Here is a 17,193-nt window from a genome sequence, read left to right as displayed (position 1 = left end):
CATCATCTATGTATTAGCATGTATTCCTATGCGGATGAATTGAGTCGGGGGGGGACAGGCAATGCACGACGCGATAGTAATTGGGGCAGGTCACAATGGCCTCGCGGCAGCCATCCATCTGGCCGCGCGTGGTTGGAAAGTGGCGGTGGTGGAGCAGGCCGCCGAACCTGGCGGAGCAGTCAAGACCCGCGAGGTGACCCTGCCGGGCTTCCGCCACGACCTTTGCGCCATGAACCTGTCGATGTTCGCCGGCTCGGCTTTCTTTGCCACCTACAAGGACGAACTCACAGCGCATGGCCTAGAACTGGTGCCGGCGCCGGATGCATTTGCCTCGGCTTTTCCGGACGGCAGCTGGCTCGGTGTCAGCGCATCGCTCGACGAGACCGCATCTCGGATTGCCGCGCTCTCCCAGCAGGACGCCGACGCGTGGCGGCAGATGGTGGCCGGCTTCGGCACACAGGCGCCGCATCTTTTCGGCCTGCTCGGCGCCGAAATGCCCTCGCTTCAGACCGCAAGGACGGCATGGAAAGCGTGGCGTGCCATGGGCACGAGCGGGCTTCTCGACATGGGGCGCATGCTTCTGTCCACGCCGCGCGATTTTCTCGACGCGCATTTCGAGAGCGAAAAGCTGAAGGCGATGATGGCGGCGTGGGGACTGCATCTCGACTTCGCACCTGACACAGCCGGCGGCGCGCTTTTTCCTTATCTGGAATCGATGGCCAGCCAGGCCTTCGGCATGGTTATCGGCAAAGGCGGCGCGGATACGATCATCCGGGCGATGACCAGCCTGTTGAAGGCCAAGGGAGGCGAGATCTTGCTCGGCACCGGCGTCGAAGCGATCGAGATGGAGGGTGGCCGCGCAACCGGCGTGAGACTTGCCAACGGCAGGACGCTGAAGGCAAGCCGCGCCGTGATCGCCAATGCGCACCCGAAGCTGGTCTTCGGCAAGCTGCTTCCGAGCGACCCGGGACGGACGGCATTCGATAAGCGCGTGGCAAGCTTCCGCGCCGGCCCGGGGACAATGATGATCCATCTCGCGCTCGAAGGCCTGCCGGACTGGAAGGCCGGCCCAGAACTACACCGCTTCGCCTATGTCCACCTCGCGCCCGACATGGGCCTGATGGCGCGGACCTATGCCGAGGCCGCCTCAGGTCTTCTGCCGCGCGAGCCGGTGCTCGTCGTCGGCCAGCCGACGGCGGTCGACCCTAGCCGTGCGCCGGACGGCAAACATACACTTTGGGTTCAGGTGCGCGTGCTGCCGGCCGAGATACTCGGCGATGCAGCCGGCACGACTTCGGCGCGTTCATGGGATGATGCCAAGGACGCCTACGCCGAACGAGTGCTGGATCTGCTGGACCGCTATGCGCCGGGCATACGTTCCCGAATTCTTGGACGCGCGGTGTTCACGCCATGTGACCTGGAGCGCGAAAACCCCAACCTCATCGGCGGCGACAACCTGTCCGGCAGCCACCGGCTCGACCAGAATTTTCTGTTCAGGCCCGTCGCCGGCTGGTCGCGCTACAAGACGCCGGTCGAGAAGCTTTATCTATGTGGAGCGGCCACCTGGCCAGGCGCCGGCACGGGTGCCGGCTCCGGTTTCATGCTTGGCCGTAAGCTGGCGGGAAAGTAACGGATCCCGCTGTTCCGAAAGCTGCGGTGCGGCCAAAGCCGCACCGCATATAGGCCTCAGGCCGCGACATGGAGCGCTCGGTAGCCGCCGCGCCAATAGGTCAGAGCGCCACCCTCATCCCTGGTGCCGACGGCCGCAACCGAGCCGATGACGATCGAATGCGAACCGCGGTCGATCATTTCATCGAGCTTGCAGTCGAACACGGCGACCGCGTCCTTGAGCAGCGAGGCGCCGGTGACCATCGTCGCCCACTCGGCACCCTCATAGCGATCGGCGCCCTTGATGCCGCCGAAGCCCGAGAAGCGTTCGGCCAATGCCTGATGGTCTGGCCCGAGCGAGCTCACACCGAAATGGCCGAAGCGCTCGATGATCGGCCAGGTCGAAGACGAGCGGTTGACGCAGGCGATCACCTTGGGCGGCTGGGCCGACAGGGACACCATGGAGATGACGACGAGGCCGGAACGATCCGTCCCGACGCCGGCGGTGATGAGGCTGACATTGCCGACGATCAGGCGCATGGCGGCGCGAAACGCCGCCACACCCTGTTCGCTCGACATGTCGTGAGAGGTGAACCCATCTGACATGACGTTCCTCCGCTCGCCTTACGCAGCCGCTTCGGCCGGACGATGCGCCGGGCGAATGCCACGCGCCTCGAGGATCGGCAAAACGTTGTCGCGGAAATAGGGGAACTCTTCTGCGTAATCGAAGAAGGAAAGCGTCGTCCCGCGGAATCCTGCCGCATGCAGCGCGGTGAGGCCGTCGGCCACCTGCTCGGGCGTACCGGTAAGCGGGAAGCCGCCATGGCCGGCCGCCATGCGATCGCGAATGAGCGCGAGCAGATCATGCGGGAAGGATTGCGCATGGCTGAACAGGAGCCGCACGAGATTGTCGACCGCCGGCCAGTCGGTGTTGTTCTTGCCGGTGTGCTCCAGGAACTCCTTGGCTTCCTTTTCGGTCGGACGGCAGACGACATGCGAGAAGGTCAGCACATTCACGTCGCGACCGACGTCCCTGCCCTGCTGCTTCAGCATCGCGATCTCCTCGCTCGAGCGGGACAGGTCGATGGCTGGCGTGAACAGGAAATCGGCATTGCGCACCGCAAAGGCGCGGCCTTCGCCCGAGCCGGCTGCATTCAGGATCGGCACCTGTCGCGACGGACGCGGATCGCCGAGAATGTTCTTCAGCTTGAAATAGGTGCCGTCCCAATCGAAGGCTTCGGTGCGGGTCCAAAGCGCCTTGATGACGTCGTACCATTCCTGCGCATAGCCGTAGCGGGTCTCGTGGTCGTCCGGCAGCGTCAGCCCCAGCGCCTCGTATTCCGGCTTGTTCCAGCCCGCGACGATGTTGAGGCCGATACGGCCGTTGCCGATCTGGTCGATCGTGGCGAGCTGCTTTGCCACCACCACAGGATGATTGGCGGTGGTGTGAATGGTCGCAAAGATCGTTATGTCACGCGTCTTGGCAAGCAGGCCGGCCGCCCAGGTCATCGTCTCGAGAACGCCGCCATGGAAGTTCGTCTCACCGCCATAGCCGACCCAGCGGGCGATCGGCAGCATGAAATCGATCCCGGCGTCATCGAGCATCTGCGCCAGCCGCAGATTGTTGGCCCAGGAATTGTTCCAGCGTTCCGGCAATTTCGAGACCGTCAGCCCGCTTGAGCAATTGGTCGCGAAAGTCCCAAGCAGGAACGTATCGGAATTGTACATACGGTTGTGGGATTCAGTCATCGTGCTCCTCCATACGATGAAATTTATAATAGAATGTCTATTTGAAATCTTATGTAGACGCAAGCGGGTCGCTGCTGCATCTTTCCGGGAGGGAGATTCACATGGCGCGAAACAGCAAAAACAAAGGCACTTCGGACACGTTCGATCGCACCTGGCACCTGGCGCATACGCCGCTGGAGGTCGACGTCGTCGAACTCGAATACGCCCTGATGCGCTCCTTCGAGGCTTTTGGCCGCTGGCAGACCGAGTGCCTGGCTTCCGTCATAGATTTTGCGGCGAGTGGCCCCGAGAATGCCCTGCTGCACATCATCCGGATGAATGATAGACCCAAGAGCATCCATGACCTCGCATACATGACCAATCGCGAGGACATTCCGAACATCCAGTACAGCCTGCGCAAGCTGATCAAGAGCGGACTTGTCGAGCGCAACGGCAGCGGACGTTCGGGCGTGACCTACGAGGTCACCGCGCTCGGGAAGGACGTCACCGACCGCTATGCCGAAGTCCGGTCAGCCTTGCTGATCGATGCCGTGCGACACGTGCCGGAACTGGCCCAGCGCCTGGAGGATGCGGCGCGCACGCTCGAACTGATGACCGGCATTTACGCGCAGGCGGCACGGAATGCGGCCACCCATCGCCGGCGCCCAGGACGCTTTGCCGTCACCGCGCAACCCAAAGCCGCAGAGCCCGAACCTCGCGACTGACGCGGCGACAGCACTGTCGGCCGCCCGTCGTGAAAAAATATCCGATTACATATATTTTCGCTTGGCAAAGCCGCAGAAACCATCTTAACCTCCAGCATCACCAGATCGGCACATAGCCGGCGGGTGCGTCGGCGAAAGCACCGACGCCAAGGGGAACATTGGAGATAGATATGACGACGCTTAACAGGCGCGATGCGCTGGCGCTTGGCGCCGGCACCTTCCTGGCTGCCTTGCTTGCTGGGCGAGGCATTTCGGCTGCCGCGGCCAGCGACACGCTTACCATCGCTTTCAACGTGAACCTGCCCTCGTTCGACCCTACGGTCGGCTCGAATGCCACCAATCCCGCGACCCAGGCGATCTACCGGACGGTCTTCGATCACTTCATCGACCAGGGTCCCGACTTGGCCTTCAAGCCGGGCTTGCTGACGGAATGGGGCTGGAACGAGGACAAGACCAAGGTCTGGATGACGGTTCGCGAAGGCGTCACCTGGCACGACGGTACGCCGCTCACGGCAGAGGACATCGTTTGGTCGCTCGAACGCGCCGCCAAGCAGGAGACCGGGAACCCGATCCAGTTCATCTGGTCGACCGCCGGCAACTACAAGATCGACGGCAACAAGATCACCGGCGACGTACTGCGCTACGAGCCGACCTACTTCATGTGGATGGCCTATCTGACCGGCTACGTGCTGCCCAAGGCCCATTACGAGAAGGTCGGGGCGGAGGGCTTCGAAAAGAAGCCGATCGGCACTGGCCCCTATATGGTCGATGCCTATGAAGGCAACTCCTTCCTGCGCCTCAAGGCCAATCCGAACTATTTCGGCGGCAAGCCGCCCTTCGAGACGGTCGTGTTCAAGTTCGTTCCCGACGCAACCAGTCGCGTCGCGGAGATCGAAAGCGGCTCGTCCGATGTTACGCTCGATATTCCCTATGAAGAATTCGATCGCCTGAAGTCGGTGCAGGGCCTGGCCGGCATTGCCACGCCGATCACCGACATCGGCATGATCTTCATTACCAATGTCGATGTCATGCTCGACAAGAACGTCAGGCTCGCTGCTCATCACGCCATCGACAAGAAGGCGATCGTGGATCGTCTGCTGCGCGGCTACGGCGTGCCGATCGACACGCTGGAAGCGCCGAACTACACCGCCTATGATCCTTCGGTCGTCGTCGGCTACGATCCCGAAAAGGCAAAGGAACTGCTGGCGGCCAGCGGCTACTCGACCGATAAGCCGGCAAAGTTCACGATCCAGACAACGCGTGGCCTGAAGCCCAAAGACTACGAGATGATCCAGGCGATCGTCGGCATGTGGCGCAAGGTCGGCATCGAGGCCGATATCGAGGTCTACGAAATCGCCAAGCACTTCGAGCTGCGCGCTGCCCACCAGCTTGCGCCGGCGGCCTTCTACAACTGGGGCAACGCCATCATCGACCCGACCACGTCGACGGGCTTTGCGATGTTCGGGCCTTCGCCGCACTCGGCATGGAAGACCGAGGACCTCGACAAGCTCATCGGACCGCTGTGGGGCGAGAAGGACGAGGAAAAGCGCATCGCCGGCTGGAAGGCAGTTTCCAAATACATCGCCGAGAACGGATATGTCATTCCGCTTCTGCAGTATGTGCAGCCGATCGTCTTCAAGTCCCAGCTGAAGGTCGCGCCGAACCAGTCCGGCGCGCTTCAGCCGGTCCACATCGAAAAGGCGTAACAAGAGGCGTTGACCCACAAAAGGTCAGTGTAGCCAATGTTTCTAGCCAGATTGACCAAACGCGTCGGCATCGCGGCAACGACCTTGTTCGGTGTCGGCGTCATCGTCTTCGTCCTGTTGCGCGTTGCGCCGGGCGATCCGATTGCGATGATGATCGCGCCGGGGGCAACCCCGGCCGACATCGCTGCACTACGTGCACACTACGGCCTGGACGAAAGCATACCCGTGCAGTTCGCGCTGTGGCTGAAGGGCATTCTTGCCGGCGATTTCGGCACGTCGATTTCCATCCGCCGCGATGTTCTCGACCTGCTTGCGGAAAGACTGCCCGCGACGCTCGAACTGGCAACGGCCGCGCTGCTGGTGGCCATCCTGATCGGCGGCGGAGTAGCGATCGTCGGCACGATGCTACGCCGCACTCGCGGTGAAAGCGTTGTAGACGCGGCCAACGGGCTGTTGCTGGCGATACCGGATTTCGTCTGGGCGTTGGCGCTGGTCCTCGTGCTCGGCGTCTTCTATCCAGTCCTTCCTCTTTCCGGCCGGGTCAATCCGCAGTCGGCCGACGATTTCGCCACGCGGTTCTACCTCGTGGAGAGCATTGTCACGCTGCGCTTCGACAAGTTCCTTGAGGTTGCATCGCATTTGGTGATGCCGACACTAGCGCTTGCCCTGCCGCTTGCTGCCGTCATAACGCGCGTGCTCAAGCAGGCACTGGCCGAGACGATGGTGCAAGACTACGTGCTGCTCGCACGGCTGAAGGGAATGTCCGAGTTGCGGCTGATCCTGCAGGAGGCATTGCGCAACGCAGTCGGCCCGACGCTCGCGCTCACCGGCGTGCAGTTCACCTTCCTGATCGGCGGCACAGTCATCGTCGAGCGCATCTTCTCCTATCCAGGCGTCGGCAACATGGCGATAGACGCTGTCATCAACCGCGACCTGCCACTGATCCAGGGGCTGGTCTTGGCATTCGGGCTCATGTTCATCGTGATCAATATCCTCGTTGACCTCGCTGTGGTCGCGCTCAATCCGCGGCTGCGTCATGGCTGACGCGGTCATCATCCAAACAGCGGCACGGCGCCGGCGCTTCGCGAACCTCTTCGCCAACCCCAAAGTGCTGTTCGGCGGCGGCTTCATCCTTCTGCTGGTCCTGCTGGCATTCTTTGCGCCCTGGATCGCCCCCAAGGATCCGCTCGAGCAGGACCTGATGCTGGGCACGCTTCCGCCAGCGGGCTTCCCTGGTGCAGAGCCAGGCTACTATCTCGGCACCGACGACCTCGGCCGCGACGTGCTTTCGCGCCTCGTCTACGGCAGCCGCGTCGCGCTCACAGTGGCCTTCGTGGCCGCCAGCTTGGCCGCCCTCGTCGGCGCCATGCTTGGGCTTCTGGCTGGCTGGTACGGTGGTTGGGTGGACGCCGTCGTGTCCCGTCTGGTGGACATCTGGATGGCCTTTCCGCCGGTGCTGCTGTCGATCCTGCTCGTCGCCATTCTCGGCTCCGGCGTCCACTCCGTCATAGCGGCTATCGTTATCATCGACTGGACGCGCTTCTGCCGCGTGGTGCGGGCGGAGACCATGACCCAGGCGAGCATGGATTACGTCACGGCGGCGCGTACCATCGGCTTTTCGCGCTTCACCATCCTGATGCGCGAGATCCTGCCCAATGTCGCGCCGGTCCTCATCGCGCTTGTAAGCCTGGAAATGGGCATCGCGGTGATCGTCGAGGCGATCCTGTCCTTCGTCGGCCTGTCCGTCGCTTCGGACATTCCAACCTGGGGCGGCATGATCGCGCAAGGCCGGCAGATCATCCATCACGGCTGGTGGGTCCTGACCTTTCCCTTGCTCATGCTCTTTGCCACGGTGCTCGCCTTCAACCAGCTTGGGGACGGATTGCGCCGGGTAATCGATCCGGTGATGCGCCGATGAGTTTGCTCTCCATCAGGAACCTGTCGGCGGTCAGTGATCGGGACGGCGGCACGCCCATCCTGCGCGGCGTCTCGCTCGATCTTGCGCCCGGCGAGGTCATCGGGCTTGTCGGCGAAAGCGGTGCGGGCAAGTCGACGATTTCCAAGGCCGTGCTCGGCATGCTGCCGCGAACGGTGCGCATCACCAAGGGCTCGGCCATCTTTTCGGGGCGCGACCTGCTCAGTCTCTCGTCCCGCGAGCTGCGGAAGATCACCGGCTCCGAGATTACGCTGATCCCACAGGACCCAATGACCGCGCTCAACCCCGGGCGGCGGATCGAAAGCCAGCTCACCGACGGGCTGAGGCTGAAGCGGGGCATGTCTTCCACCGACGCGCGCCGGCGCGGCCTTGAGCTTTTGGAGGAAGTGCACATTCGCGATCCGGAAAGGGTAATGCGCGCCTATCCGCACGAACTGTCGGGCGGCATGCGCCAGCGCGTGCTGATCGCGGCCGCATTTGCCATGGACCCCAAGCTCGTCGTCGCCGACGAGCCGACCACCGCGCTCGACGTGACGGTGCAGAAGCAGATCCTGCGCCTGATCCGCGCCATGCAGGCCAAGCACGGCACGAGCGTGATCTTCGTCACTCACGACCTCGGCGTCGTCGCTCAGATCTGCGATCGCGTGACCCTGCTTTATGGCGGCATGGTCGTGGAAGCCGGAGCGACCGCCGAGATCATGGAGCGCCCGCGCCATCCCTATATGCAAGCGCTTCTTGCCGCCGGTCCGCGTTACGACCGGCCCGACCGGGCGCTTGCACCGGTGCCGGAAAGCATCTTCGCCGGCTTGCGCGAGGAATTGGCATCGTTCGACCGCGAGGAGGTTCGCCATGGCTGACACCCTTCTTTCGGCCTCGAACATCGAGGTCGCCTACGGCGCCGCGCGCAACATCAAGGTGCTGCACGGCGTCGACTTGACCATCGCCAAGGGCGAAACGCTCGGCATCGTCGGCGAATCCGGATCGGGCAAGACGACCCTTGGGCGAGCGCTGCTGCGCCTTGTCGATGTCACGAACGGCACGGTCACTTTCGACGGGATGGATATCACGCGTCTTGGCGAAACGGCGATGCGCCCCCTGCGGCGGCGCATGCAGATGATCTTCCAGGATCCGATGTCATCGCTCAATCCGCGCCATTCGATCCGCCAGATCCTGACCGGGCCGCTTCTGCTTCATGGCCTCGCGACGGACAGGCGCGACGCCGAGCGCCAGGCGTCCAAAGTCATTGAGCGCGTCGGCCTGCCGCTCACTACCCTGAACAGGAACCCGCACGAACTCTCCGGCGGCCAGCGCCAGCGCGTCGGCATTGCGCGCGCCGTGGTGATGCGGCCGGATTTTGTGCTGGCCGATGAGGTTGTGTCCGGCCTAGATGTCTCGACGCAGGCGCAGGTGTTGTCGCTGATCGGCGAACTCGGCCGCGAGATGGGACTGGCTGTGGCATTCATCAGCCATGATCTGTCGGTGATCCGCGCCATCTGCGACCGGGTCATGGTGCTGCAGGGCGGAAAGATCGCCGAAGAAGGCCCGTGCGGCAGCGTGTTCGAGGCGCCGCGCTCCGACTACACTCGCGCCCTGCTGGATGCGATCCCATTGCCGGATCCGATGCCGGGCTGGCTGGAAAGATAAGGGGGCGGCCCCGACCGCTCTACTTTTTCTGCATCGCCAGAACAGGCAGAGTGAATCCGGGGATTGCCGGCTCCCAGCCGCCTACGCCGGAATTGACTGCTCTCAAGAAAATTCAGAAATCATTAGCCGGCTTTAAGCGTGGTCGCGAGATCATCCAATAAGCTGCATCGCGTTTAGCGGAAACGAGCCGACTGCTCGGCTCATTTCCTGATGGCTCTGCATGCGTCCTGCCGCTCTTATGCGGCGGCCTTGTCGCCGTAGATGCTGTCGATGGTCTGCAGCGCCCCATCAAGCGCCTTTCCTTCCTCATCCAGCAATGCCGCGCGGCGCAGACGGTTGAGCCAGGAAGCGCCGTCCGCGCGTCCCTGCAGCCGTGAAACCTGGCCGATGACCTTGTCGAACTTGGAATGCCCGCGAGCATGCGTGTCGGAATAGCCCTTGACCAGGCGTCGGCACGAAACGACCTCAACCGCCAGCTCATAGTCCGCAGCGATGACCTTGCCGGCCAGGTCAAGCCATCTGTCGATGTGTTCGATCTCGCGGGCATGCCGAAGGGTACGGCGACGGAAGCGTTTTGTCCCGGCCAGCATGTGCAGCATCAGATACCAGCCGACAGTGCCGGTGCGTACGCGACGCCCCTTGTTGATCATCTTGTCGAGCGTCCCGAATAGGCGGGGGCTGTCTTCGAGCCAACGGCCAAGCGCGGCCGGCATAGTGCCGGCCACCTCTTCCATGCGCGGATGCATATATTCGGTGGTGTAGACGATCTGGTCCGACTTGACGCCGATCTCCTTGCGCACGCGCTCGAAACGGCTCGCGCGCGTTTTGAGGTCGGCGACGCGGATGACGTCGTCATAAGCCATCGCAACGGCCAAGTATTTGGCGACTTCGGCGGTGAAGGCAAAGCCCCGTCTCGCGCCACCGCCGGCGGCATCGAGCCGATGGGCCGCCTCCACCTTATCCAGATACTCATTCGCGTAGGCGACGTCCTGATAGTCCAACAGGCGCTTCACGCCGGCAAAGAGCATGGGCTGAACAGGCTGGGGGTATCCGGCGCGTATTCGATCGAGCAAACGATTGAGGCCAGGGTGCGGATCCGAGGCGGGCAACGGCGGAAGCAATTTCGCCGGCAGCTGCTGGCTCGGGGCTTTGCCGGCCGGCTCGCGCGCCCTGTCATAAGCAGCTGCAAAGGCGCGCAGGCTCGCCTCCACACCCTTGCCGCCCGCCCGGATAGCGGTCTCGAAGGCACTGCGGGGAAATGGCAGGACTTCGGCGGATGCCAGCGCGCCGAACATGGCGGCGGAAACGACGCTTCCGTTGGCCTCGGCCAGCGACTGCATGTCGAACACGATTGCACGCTTAGCCGAAACCCCTGTCGCTTCGACCACGACCGCGGGATCGCCGGTGCCGTCGCCCGGCTTCTCCTTCTCGGTCACTGCATAGGAGCGGTGGCTCGATGCAATGAGAGTGGTGCGTTCGGGCGTGACCAGCCCGCGCAGCATGGCGCGACCGGCCTCCATGAACTCGGCTGCGAGCACGACATCGACATCGCCGGGCGTGGGCATGAGCGAAAGGACCGGCGGCTTGGCGTCCTTGGGCGGCAGCATCTCGATATAGTAGATCGTGGCGCCGGTTCGCTGTGCGACGCCGGGAACCGAAGTCGACTGCGCAACCCAGCCCCCAGCTTCGGCCAGATCAACGATCCAGTCCGACAAAACGCCACCGCCCTGCCCGCCCATTGCGAGGATGGCAACCGTGATCGGTTTTTCCGTCGCCAGACGGGGAGCCATATTCGAAGGTTTCTGCAACATGGGGACCACCGTTAAGCAGCGAAAGCGATCTGGCGACTGGCGCGGCGGCGCTGCAGGAAGCCGATGAACAGCCCCCTCAGCGTCGCGGCGATGCGATCCAGCCTGGTCGGGTTGTAGATGATGTCGGCGCGATAGAAGGACGGGCAGAGCACGGCGGCCTCCGACACCTCGCCGCAATTGCCGCAGCCCACGCAGCTGTTGTCGATCGCGGCGACGGGATCGTCCTTCAGGGGATCGTCCGTATGCTTGACTGAAAGCGAAGGGCAGCCCGAGAGCCGAATGCAGGCGTGATCGCCGGTGCAGACGTCCTCGTCAACGCCGAAGCGCTCGCGCACCATCCTCTTGCCGCCCTTGACCGCCTGGTTGAACTGCGGCTTCACCCGACGCTGCTTGTTCAGCATGCATTCGGACGAGGCGATGATGACCTTGGGGCCTTCCTCCGGCGTGGTCAGCGCTTCCTTCAGCGTGTCGCGCACCTTGGCCACGTCATAGGTCCGGTCGATCTGCCGGAGCCATTTGACGCCGACGCCCTTCACGGCCTCGGCAATCGTGTTGTTGGTCGAGCGCGTTGGATTCTGCGCACGCGAAGACAGGATGTCCTGCCCGCCGGTCGCCGCCGAATAGTGGTTGTCGACGATCAGGATGACGCCGTCATGCTTGTTGAATACGGCATTGCCAACGCTCGACACCAGGCCGTTGTGCCAGAAGCCGCCGTCGCCCATGACGGCGATCGGCCGCTTGTCGGCCTTGACGTTGAAAGCCGAAGCGCCAGCGCCCGAAAGGCCGTAGCCCATCGTGTTGCCGCCGATGTTGAAGGGCGGCAGGACGGAGAAGATGTGGCAGCCGATGTCGCCGGACACATGATGCTGCCCGAGTTCTTTCTCCATCAGCTTCATGCCCGCGAAGATCGGCCGCTCCGGACAGCCTGTGCAGAAGCCTGCCGGGCGCGGAGGCACGACCTCGGTCAGCGCCTTCACCTTGGCGTTCTCCAGCACGGGTTTCGGGTCGGGCGTCGGCGGCTGATTGCCCAGCAGTCGCGGCGCATGGGATTTCAGGAACGACCTCAGCCCGTCGACCATCAGGGCGGTCGTGTAGTCGCCGCCCAGCGAAAGCAGGTCCTTCCCGTGCACCTTGGTGGCGATGTCTCGACGACGCAGGATCGTATTCAGGGACTGTTCCAGATATTCCGGATGCCCTTCCTCGACCATGATCACCGCCTTCTTGCCAAGGCAAAAGTCGGCCACCTCGTCATCGACAAGCGGATAGGTGACATTGAGGACGTAGAGAGGCAGGAGCGAATTGCCGTAGACGTCGGCCAGGCCCAGCAGTTGCAGCGCCCGCATGACACCGTTGTACATGCCGCCCTGAAGGATGATGCCGACATCGCCATCGGTCGGCCCGAAATGCTCGTTCAACCCGCGCGATCGGATGAACTCGACCGCTTTGGGCCAGCGCTGCTCCAGCTTTTCCTTGTCGTGGAACAACGAAGCCGGTGGCAGCACCACGCGGTTGACATCGCGGCGGGGATTTTCGAGCGCCTCCTTGAGCGTGAAGGTCGGGCGCTTGTTGTCCTTGGCGACGAAATGGCCGTGAACGTGGCAAGCGCGGATGCGGATCTGCAGCATTACGGGCGTATTCGAGGCCTCGGAAAGTTCGAAGCCATCCTCGACCGCTTTCACCATGCTTGTGAGGTTTGGGCGCGGATCGAGCAGCCACATCTGCGACTTCATCGCGAAGGCGTGGCTGCGCTCTTGCGGGATGGAAGAGCCCTCGCCGAAGTCTTCGCCCAGGATGATGAGCGAACCGCCCATCACACCGCCCGATGCAAGATTAGTGAGGGCGTCCGAAGCGACGTTGGTCCCTGCTGTCGACTTCCAGGTCACCGCACCCCGGATCGGATACATGACGGATGCCGAAAGCATCGCCGCGGCGGCCGCCTCGGATGCGGAGGATTCGAAATGAACACCCAGATCGTCCAGCACGCCCTTGGCGTCGGCCAGCACATCCATCAGGTGCGAGATGGGCGAGCCCTGATAGCCGCCGACATAGCCCACGCCCGACTGCAGCAGCGCCTTGGTGATGGCGAGGATGCCTTCGCCCCGGAATATCTCCCCCTCGCCCAGCTTGAGGTCCTCGACCTCCCGCGCAAATGAGCGCTCCGCCATTGCCCCCTCCTTTATGAGATTATATGATTTATCATATTTTGGCGCATGTGTGATGTCAACGATTGCGGCTTGCGAGAAGCGGCCGTTGAAATGCCGAATAATATATGAGATTTCATGTAACTTCTGAAATTTGAATGCCCAGCGGGAGGAGAGACCAGAAAAATGTCCTTATTCTTTGATGACATTCGGGTGGGACAGGAGTTCCAATCCGGCAGCCAACTGGTCAACCGAGATGACATCCTGGACTTCGCAAAGGTGTTCGATCCCAACCCCTTCCATTCCGATGACGAGGCGGCCAGGGCGGTCGGCTATCCCGGCATCATGGCGTCAGGACTGCACACGCTCTCGCTGAGCTTTCGCCTGTTCTTCGACCTGCATCTGTGGGACGACTCCGTGATGCCTTCGCCAGGCATCGACAAGGTGCGCTGGCTGAAGCCGTTGTATGGCGGGCAGGAAATCCGGATCAAGGCCACGGTCATCGAGGTAACGGCGTCGCGTTCCAAGTCGGATCGCGGCATAGTTCGGTTGCTGCACGAGACCATGGAAACAGCCAGCCAGGACGTCATCTTCACAGCTGAGGGCCTGCACCGGCTGCGGCGGCGTCTTGCATGACAGGCCTTGGCTCGGTAACAAATCGGCACCCGCTAAAACAAGGCGACAAGGTCGTGGCAAGATCCAAGGATAAATCGAATTCGGCGAGCCGTTCCCCGCTCGTCCTCGACCAGTATCCGCCATACCTGTTCCACCTGATTACAAGCCACCTGAACAACCGCCTGCTCGACCGGATGCGGCCGCATGGCGTCACCGTTCAGCGCTGGCGCGTGCTGATGGTGCTGATGAACGGCGATGGCCGAACCATGACCGATCTGGTGCGCATGACCCTGATCGCCCAGCCGGCGGTCAGCCGCGTTATCGACCAGATGGAGCGCGGCGGCTTGGTCGAACGGCGCGTTGCCGAGCGCGACAATCGGATCGTCGAGGTTTTCCTCACCCAACACGGTCGGGACACCTATTGGAAGATCGCTCCTGATGCGGAAAGGCATGGCATCGACATGCTGGCAGGCTTCAATGCAAGCGAACGCAAGCAACTTTCCGAGCTGCTGCGCCGAGTGCTGGACAATGTCAGCCAGGGCCCCGCTGCAGCGGAAGAGGAGTGAGCTTCAGGGGCCAGCCGCGCTTCCATAGCGAGTATCACAGCTTTGACTTCAAACGGGTTCGGTCGCCTAATGTCGAGCCGCACCCGTTCCCCTGCCTCGCGCGCCGTGCTGAGGCCTGTTTTCTGCCCGGCGAAATACTTGCAATATCATATAATCCGACCTAACCTTCGACGTATCAGTCAGCCGTGATCGAATTTCAGCTCGGCTGACGATGCCTATTGCATCTGGGAGGGACGCTTATGGCTTCAGCCAACATTCTTGCCGATTTCGCGTCGGCGCTTCTTTCTGGCTCCATCAAGGTTGTGGACCTTTCCGCCCCTCTCGGGCCGGACACGCCGGTCATCGCGCTGCCGCCTGAAATCGGCAAGAGCACGCCAAGCGTGAAGGTGCACACCATCTCCAGCTACAATGACGACGGCCCCTTCTGGGCCTGGAACTGGCTGGAACTGGGCGAGCATACCGGCACACATTTCGACGCGCCGACACACTGGATCACCGGCAAGGACTATGCGGACGGCACCACCGACACGATCGCGATGAAGAATTTCGTCGCACCGGCGAACGTCATAGACCGCTCGAAGGAAGCAGCGGCAAATCCCGACTATCTGCTCACCGTCGAAAGCATCAAGCAGTGGGAAGCCGAGCACGGCGAGGTAGAGGCCGGAAGCTGGGTGCTGCTGCGCACCGACTGGTACAAGCGTAACGGCTCCGCCGAGACATTCCTGAATGCCGACGAGAATGGTCCCCACTCCCCCGGCCCGACGGCGGAAGCCATCGAATACCTTCTGTCAAAAGGCATCATTGGCTGGGGCTCGGAAACGGTGGGGACGGACGCAGGCGCTGCCGGCAGCATTACGCCGCCCTTCCCGGCACATAACCTCATGCACAAGGCCAATCGCTACGGTCTTGCGAGCCTCTGCCATCTCGACCAACTGCCGCCGAAGGGCGCCGTGCTGATTGCGGCGCCGCTGAAGCTGGTCAATGGTACAGGCTCGCCGGTCCGGGCAATGGCACTGGTTCCGCGATGATGCCTGCTGCCGGCGCAGCGCGTCCGGCGGCAGCGATAATTGGCTGAGAAGGAGGGCGCGGCCATGGAAAAACCCGACTACATCATCGTCGGCAGTGGCATCAATGCACTGATTGCTGCGTCCGTCCTTGGCAAGAAGGGCCGCAAGGTGCTTCTCCTCGAGCGCGAGGAACGCATCGGAGGCTGCATCCGCACGGAAGAGATCACGGCGCCGGGCTTCGTGCACGACGTGATGGCAACGACCTTCGTGCTCTTCCTTACGTCGCCCGCCTATGGTGCCATCGGCAAGGATCTCGAAGCCCGCGGGCTCGAATTCGCCCATTCGGAACTGCCGACCGGAGTGCTCAGGCCCGACGGCAGCCATGTGATCCTATCCAAGGACAGGCAGCGCAACATTGCCGCGTTCGATGAATTGGCCGAGGGCGATGGCGCCGCCTTTGCGCGGGAGATGGACCGACTAGGCGCCGACGCTCCTTTCCTGTTTTCGCTGCTCGGCGGCTCGCTGTGGTCGGGCGGAATGCTGAAGACTGTCGTCCGCGAGGCGTGGCGGCGCGGCCTGCGCAATCTGGCAGGCTGGTTCGGCGAGGCGCTCGTCCCGGCCCGTTCCTATCTCGAGACCACCTATGCATCCGAAACCATGCGGGCATTGTGGGCGCCGTGGGTTCTGCATTGCGGGCTGGGACCCGAAAGCGCCTATTCGGCGCAGATGGTGAAGGTGATCGGATTTGCCACCGAGATGGCGGGCTGTCCGATCGTCAAGGGCGGCGCGCGCAACCTCCTTGCCGCATTCGAGCGCCTGATCACCGACACCGGCGGCACGATACGCACGAATGCCGATGTGAGCTCGATCATCGGCGATCAGCAGGGCCGTGCAAGCGGTGTGCGCCTCGCCAATGGCGAGACGATCACCGCGCGCAGCGGCGTCATCTGCTCGGTCACGCCGAACCAGCTCTACGACAGGCTGCTGACCGACTGGCCGAAGCCGATGCCTGCCGAGATTGACGAGAGCGTGAAGCGCTATCGCTACGGCAAGGGCGACATGCAGATCCATTACGCGCTGTCCAGGCAGCCGCAATGGAAGGCGGGGGCGGAACTGGGCAAGGTGGCGCTGCTTCACCTGACGCCTGGTCTCGACGGGGTTTCACGCGCTGCCAATGAGGCCGAGCGCGGCATGCTGCCGGCGGAACCCTCGATCTGCGTGGGCCAGCCGACCGCACTCGACCCCAGCCGGGCTCCGGCGGGCAACTCGATCCTCTGGCTGCAACTGCCCGAAGCGCCGCGCTTCATCAAGGGCGATGCGGCAGGCGAGTTGGACGTTCCTTCGGACGGCCGATGGACTGAAGGACTTCGCGAACGCTATGCCGACCGCGTGGAGAAGATCCTCGCACACCATATCGAGGGTTTTCGCGAGACCGTCATCGCCCGGCGCAGCTACTCGCCGGCCGATCTCGAAAGCATGAATATCAACCTCGTCGGCGGCGACCCTTACGGCGGATATTGCGGGCTGGACCAGTTCTTCATCTGGCGGCCGTTCAAGTCCTCGGTCAATCACCGAACGCATGTGCCAGGGCTCTACCACGTCGGCGCATCCACCCATCCCGGCCCAGGCCTGGGCGGGGGCTCGGGTTTTCTTCTGGCTTCGTCGCTAAAGTAGGGGCCAGACCTGGCCGCGTTCCGCCGCAACGC

At 62.9% G+C, this 17,193-nt stretch carries 15 protein-coding genes; 11 read left to right on the top strand and 4 right to left on the bottom strand.

What is annotated here, in order from left to right:
- Positions 1-61 precede the first annotated feature (61 nt).
- The gene (locus C7I85_RS04920; RefSeq protein WP_106722824.1) at positions 62-1,630 is read left to right on the top strand and encodes a phytoene desaturase family protein; all 1,569 of its coding nucleotides are present in this window, start codon (positions 62-64) and stop codon (positions 1,628-1,630) included.
- Positions 1,631-1,686: 56 nt separating this feature from the next.
- On the opposite strand, the gene C7I85_RS04915 is transcribed toward C7I85_RS04920, so the two are convergent.
- Positions 1,687-2,214 (bottom strand): flavin reductase family protein, encoded by a 528-nt coding sequence (locus C7I85_RS04915; RefSeq protein ID WP_245444810.1) that lies wholly within the window; start codon positions 2,212-2,214, stop codon positions 1,687-1,689.
- A gap of 18 nt (positions 2,215-2,232) precedes the next feature.
- The gene (locus C7I85_RS04910; protein WP_106722822.1) at positions 2,233-3,357 is read right to left on the bottom strand and encodes an LLM class flavin-dependent oxidoreductase; all 1,125 of its coding nucleotides are present in this window, start codon (positions 3,355-3,357) and stop codon (positions 2,233-2,235) included.
- A 101-nt stretch (positions 3,358-3,458) separates the two neighbouring features.
- Here C7I85_RS04910 and C7I85_RS04905 point away from each other — a divergent pair, with 101 nt between their 5' ends.
- The 6 genes from C7I85_RS04905 to C7I85_RS04880 all read left to right on the top strand — a co-directional run bounded on the left by C7I85_RS04905 (position 3,459) and on the right by C7I85_RS04880 (position 9,347).
- Entirely contained in the window at positions 3,459-4,061 is a 603-nt protein-coding gene (locus C7I85_RS04905) for a winged helix DNA-binding protein (RefSeq protein ID WP_106722821.1), read from the top strand.
- Positions 4,062-4,231: 170 nt separating this feature from the next.
- Positions 4,232-5,767, top strand: coding sequence for an ABC transporter substrate-binding protein (locus C7I85_RS04900; RefSeq protein WP_106722820.1), 1,536 nt, complete (start codon positions 4,232-4,234; stop codon positions 5,765-5,767).
- A 36-nt stretch (positions 5,768-5,803) separates the two neighbouring features.
- Positions 5,804-6,811: an ABC transporter permease gene (locus C7I85_RS04895; RefSeq protein WP_106722819.1), complete on the top strand. Its 1,008-nt coding sequence runs from the start codon at positions 5,804-5,806 to the stop codon at positions 6,809-6,811.
- On the top strand, positions 6,804-7,685 hold the full coding sequence (locus tag C7I85_RS04890) for an ABC transporter permease (RefSeq protein WP_106722818.1): 882 nt from the start codon (positions 6,804-6,806) through the stop codon (positions 7,683-7,685). Before C7I85_RS04895 ends, C7I85_RS04890 begins: the two co-directional genes overlap by 8 nt.
- Positions 7,682-8,560, top strand: coding sequence for an ABC transporter ATP-binding protein (locus C7I85_RS04885; RefSeq protein WP_106722817.1), 879 nt, complete (start codon positions 7,682-7,684; stop codon positions 8,558-8,560). Before C7I85_RS04890 ends, C7I85_RS04885 begins: the two co-directional genes overlap by 4 nt.
- The gene (locus tag C7I85_RS04880) at positions 8,553-9,347 is read left to right on the top strand and encodes an ATP-binding cassette domain-containing protein (protein WP_106722816.1); all 795 of its coding nucleotides are present in this window, start codon (positions 8,553-8,555) and stop codon (positions 9,345-9,347) included. Before C7I85_RS04885 ends, C7I85_RS04880 begins: the two co-directional genes overlap by 8 nt.
- A 236-nt stretch (positions 9,348-9,583) precedes the next feature.
- Here the strand turns inward: C7I85_RS04880 and C7I85_RS04875 are convergent, their stop codons facing one another.
- A complete protein-coding gene (locus C7I85_RS04875) occupies positions 9,584-11,158 on the bottom strand; it encodes an indolepyruvate oxidoreductase subunit beta family protein (RefSeq protein ID WP_106722815.1) in 1,575 nt (524 codons plus the stop codon).
- Between the two features lie 11 nt (positions 11,159-11,169).
- A complete protein-coding gene (locus tag C7I85_RS04870) occupies positions 11,170-13,323 on the bottom strand; it encodes an indolepyruvate ferredoxin oxidoreductase subunit alpha (protein ID WP_106722814.1) in 2,154 nt (717 codons plus the stop codon).
- A 162-nt stretch (positions 13,324-13,485) separates the two neighbouring features.
- Here C7I85_RS04870 and C7I85_RS04865 point away from each other — a divergent pair, with 162 nt between their 5' ends.
- The 4 genes from C7I85_RS04865 (at position 13,486) to C7I85_RS04850 (ending at position 17,161) form a co-directional block, all read left to right on the top strand.
- Positions 13,486-13,935 carry a MaoC/PaaZ C-terminal domain-containing protein gene (locus C7I85_RS04865; protein WP_106722813.1) on the top strand — a complete coding sequence of 150 codons (450 nt, stop codon included), beginning with the start codon at positions 13,486-13,488 and terminating at the stop codon, positions 13,933-13,935.
- Between the two features lie 53 nt (positions 13,936-13,988).
- The gene (locus C7I85_RS04860; RefSeq protein WP_181257088.1) at positions 13,989-14,480 is read left to right on the top strand and encodes a MarR family winged helix-turn-helix transcriptional regulator; all 492 of its coding nucleotides are present in this window, start codon (positions 13,989-13,991) and stop codon (positions 14,478-14,480) included.
- 239 nt (positions 14,481-14,719) lie between these two features.
- Positions 14,720-15,508, top strand: a complete 789-nt coding sequence (locus C7I85_RS04855; RefSeq protein WP_106722811.1) for a cyclase family protein — start codon at positions 14,720-14,722, stop codon at positions 15,506-15,508.
- 63 nt (positions 15,509-15,571) lie between these two features.
- Positions 15,572-17,161 (top strand): phytoene desaturase family protein, encoded by a 1,590-nt coding sequence (locus C7I85_RS04850; RefSeq protein WP_106722810.1) that lies wholly within the window; start codon positions 15,572-15,574, stop codon positions 17,159-17,161.
- Positions 17,162-17,193 lie beyond the last annotated feature (32 nt).

Source organism: Pseudaminobacter soli (ex Li et al. 2025), assembly GCF_003012705.1.
GTDB lineage: Bacteria > Pseudomonadota > Alphaproteobacteria > Rhizobiales > Rhizobiaceae > Pseudaminobacter > Pseudaminobacter soli.
This window is presented reverse-complemented; position numbering and strand designations above follow the sequence as displayed.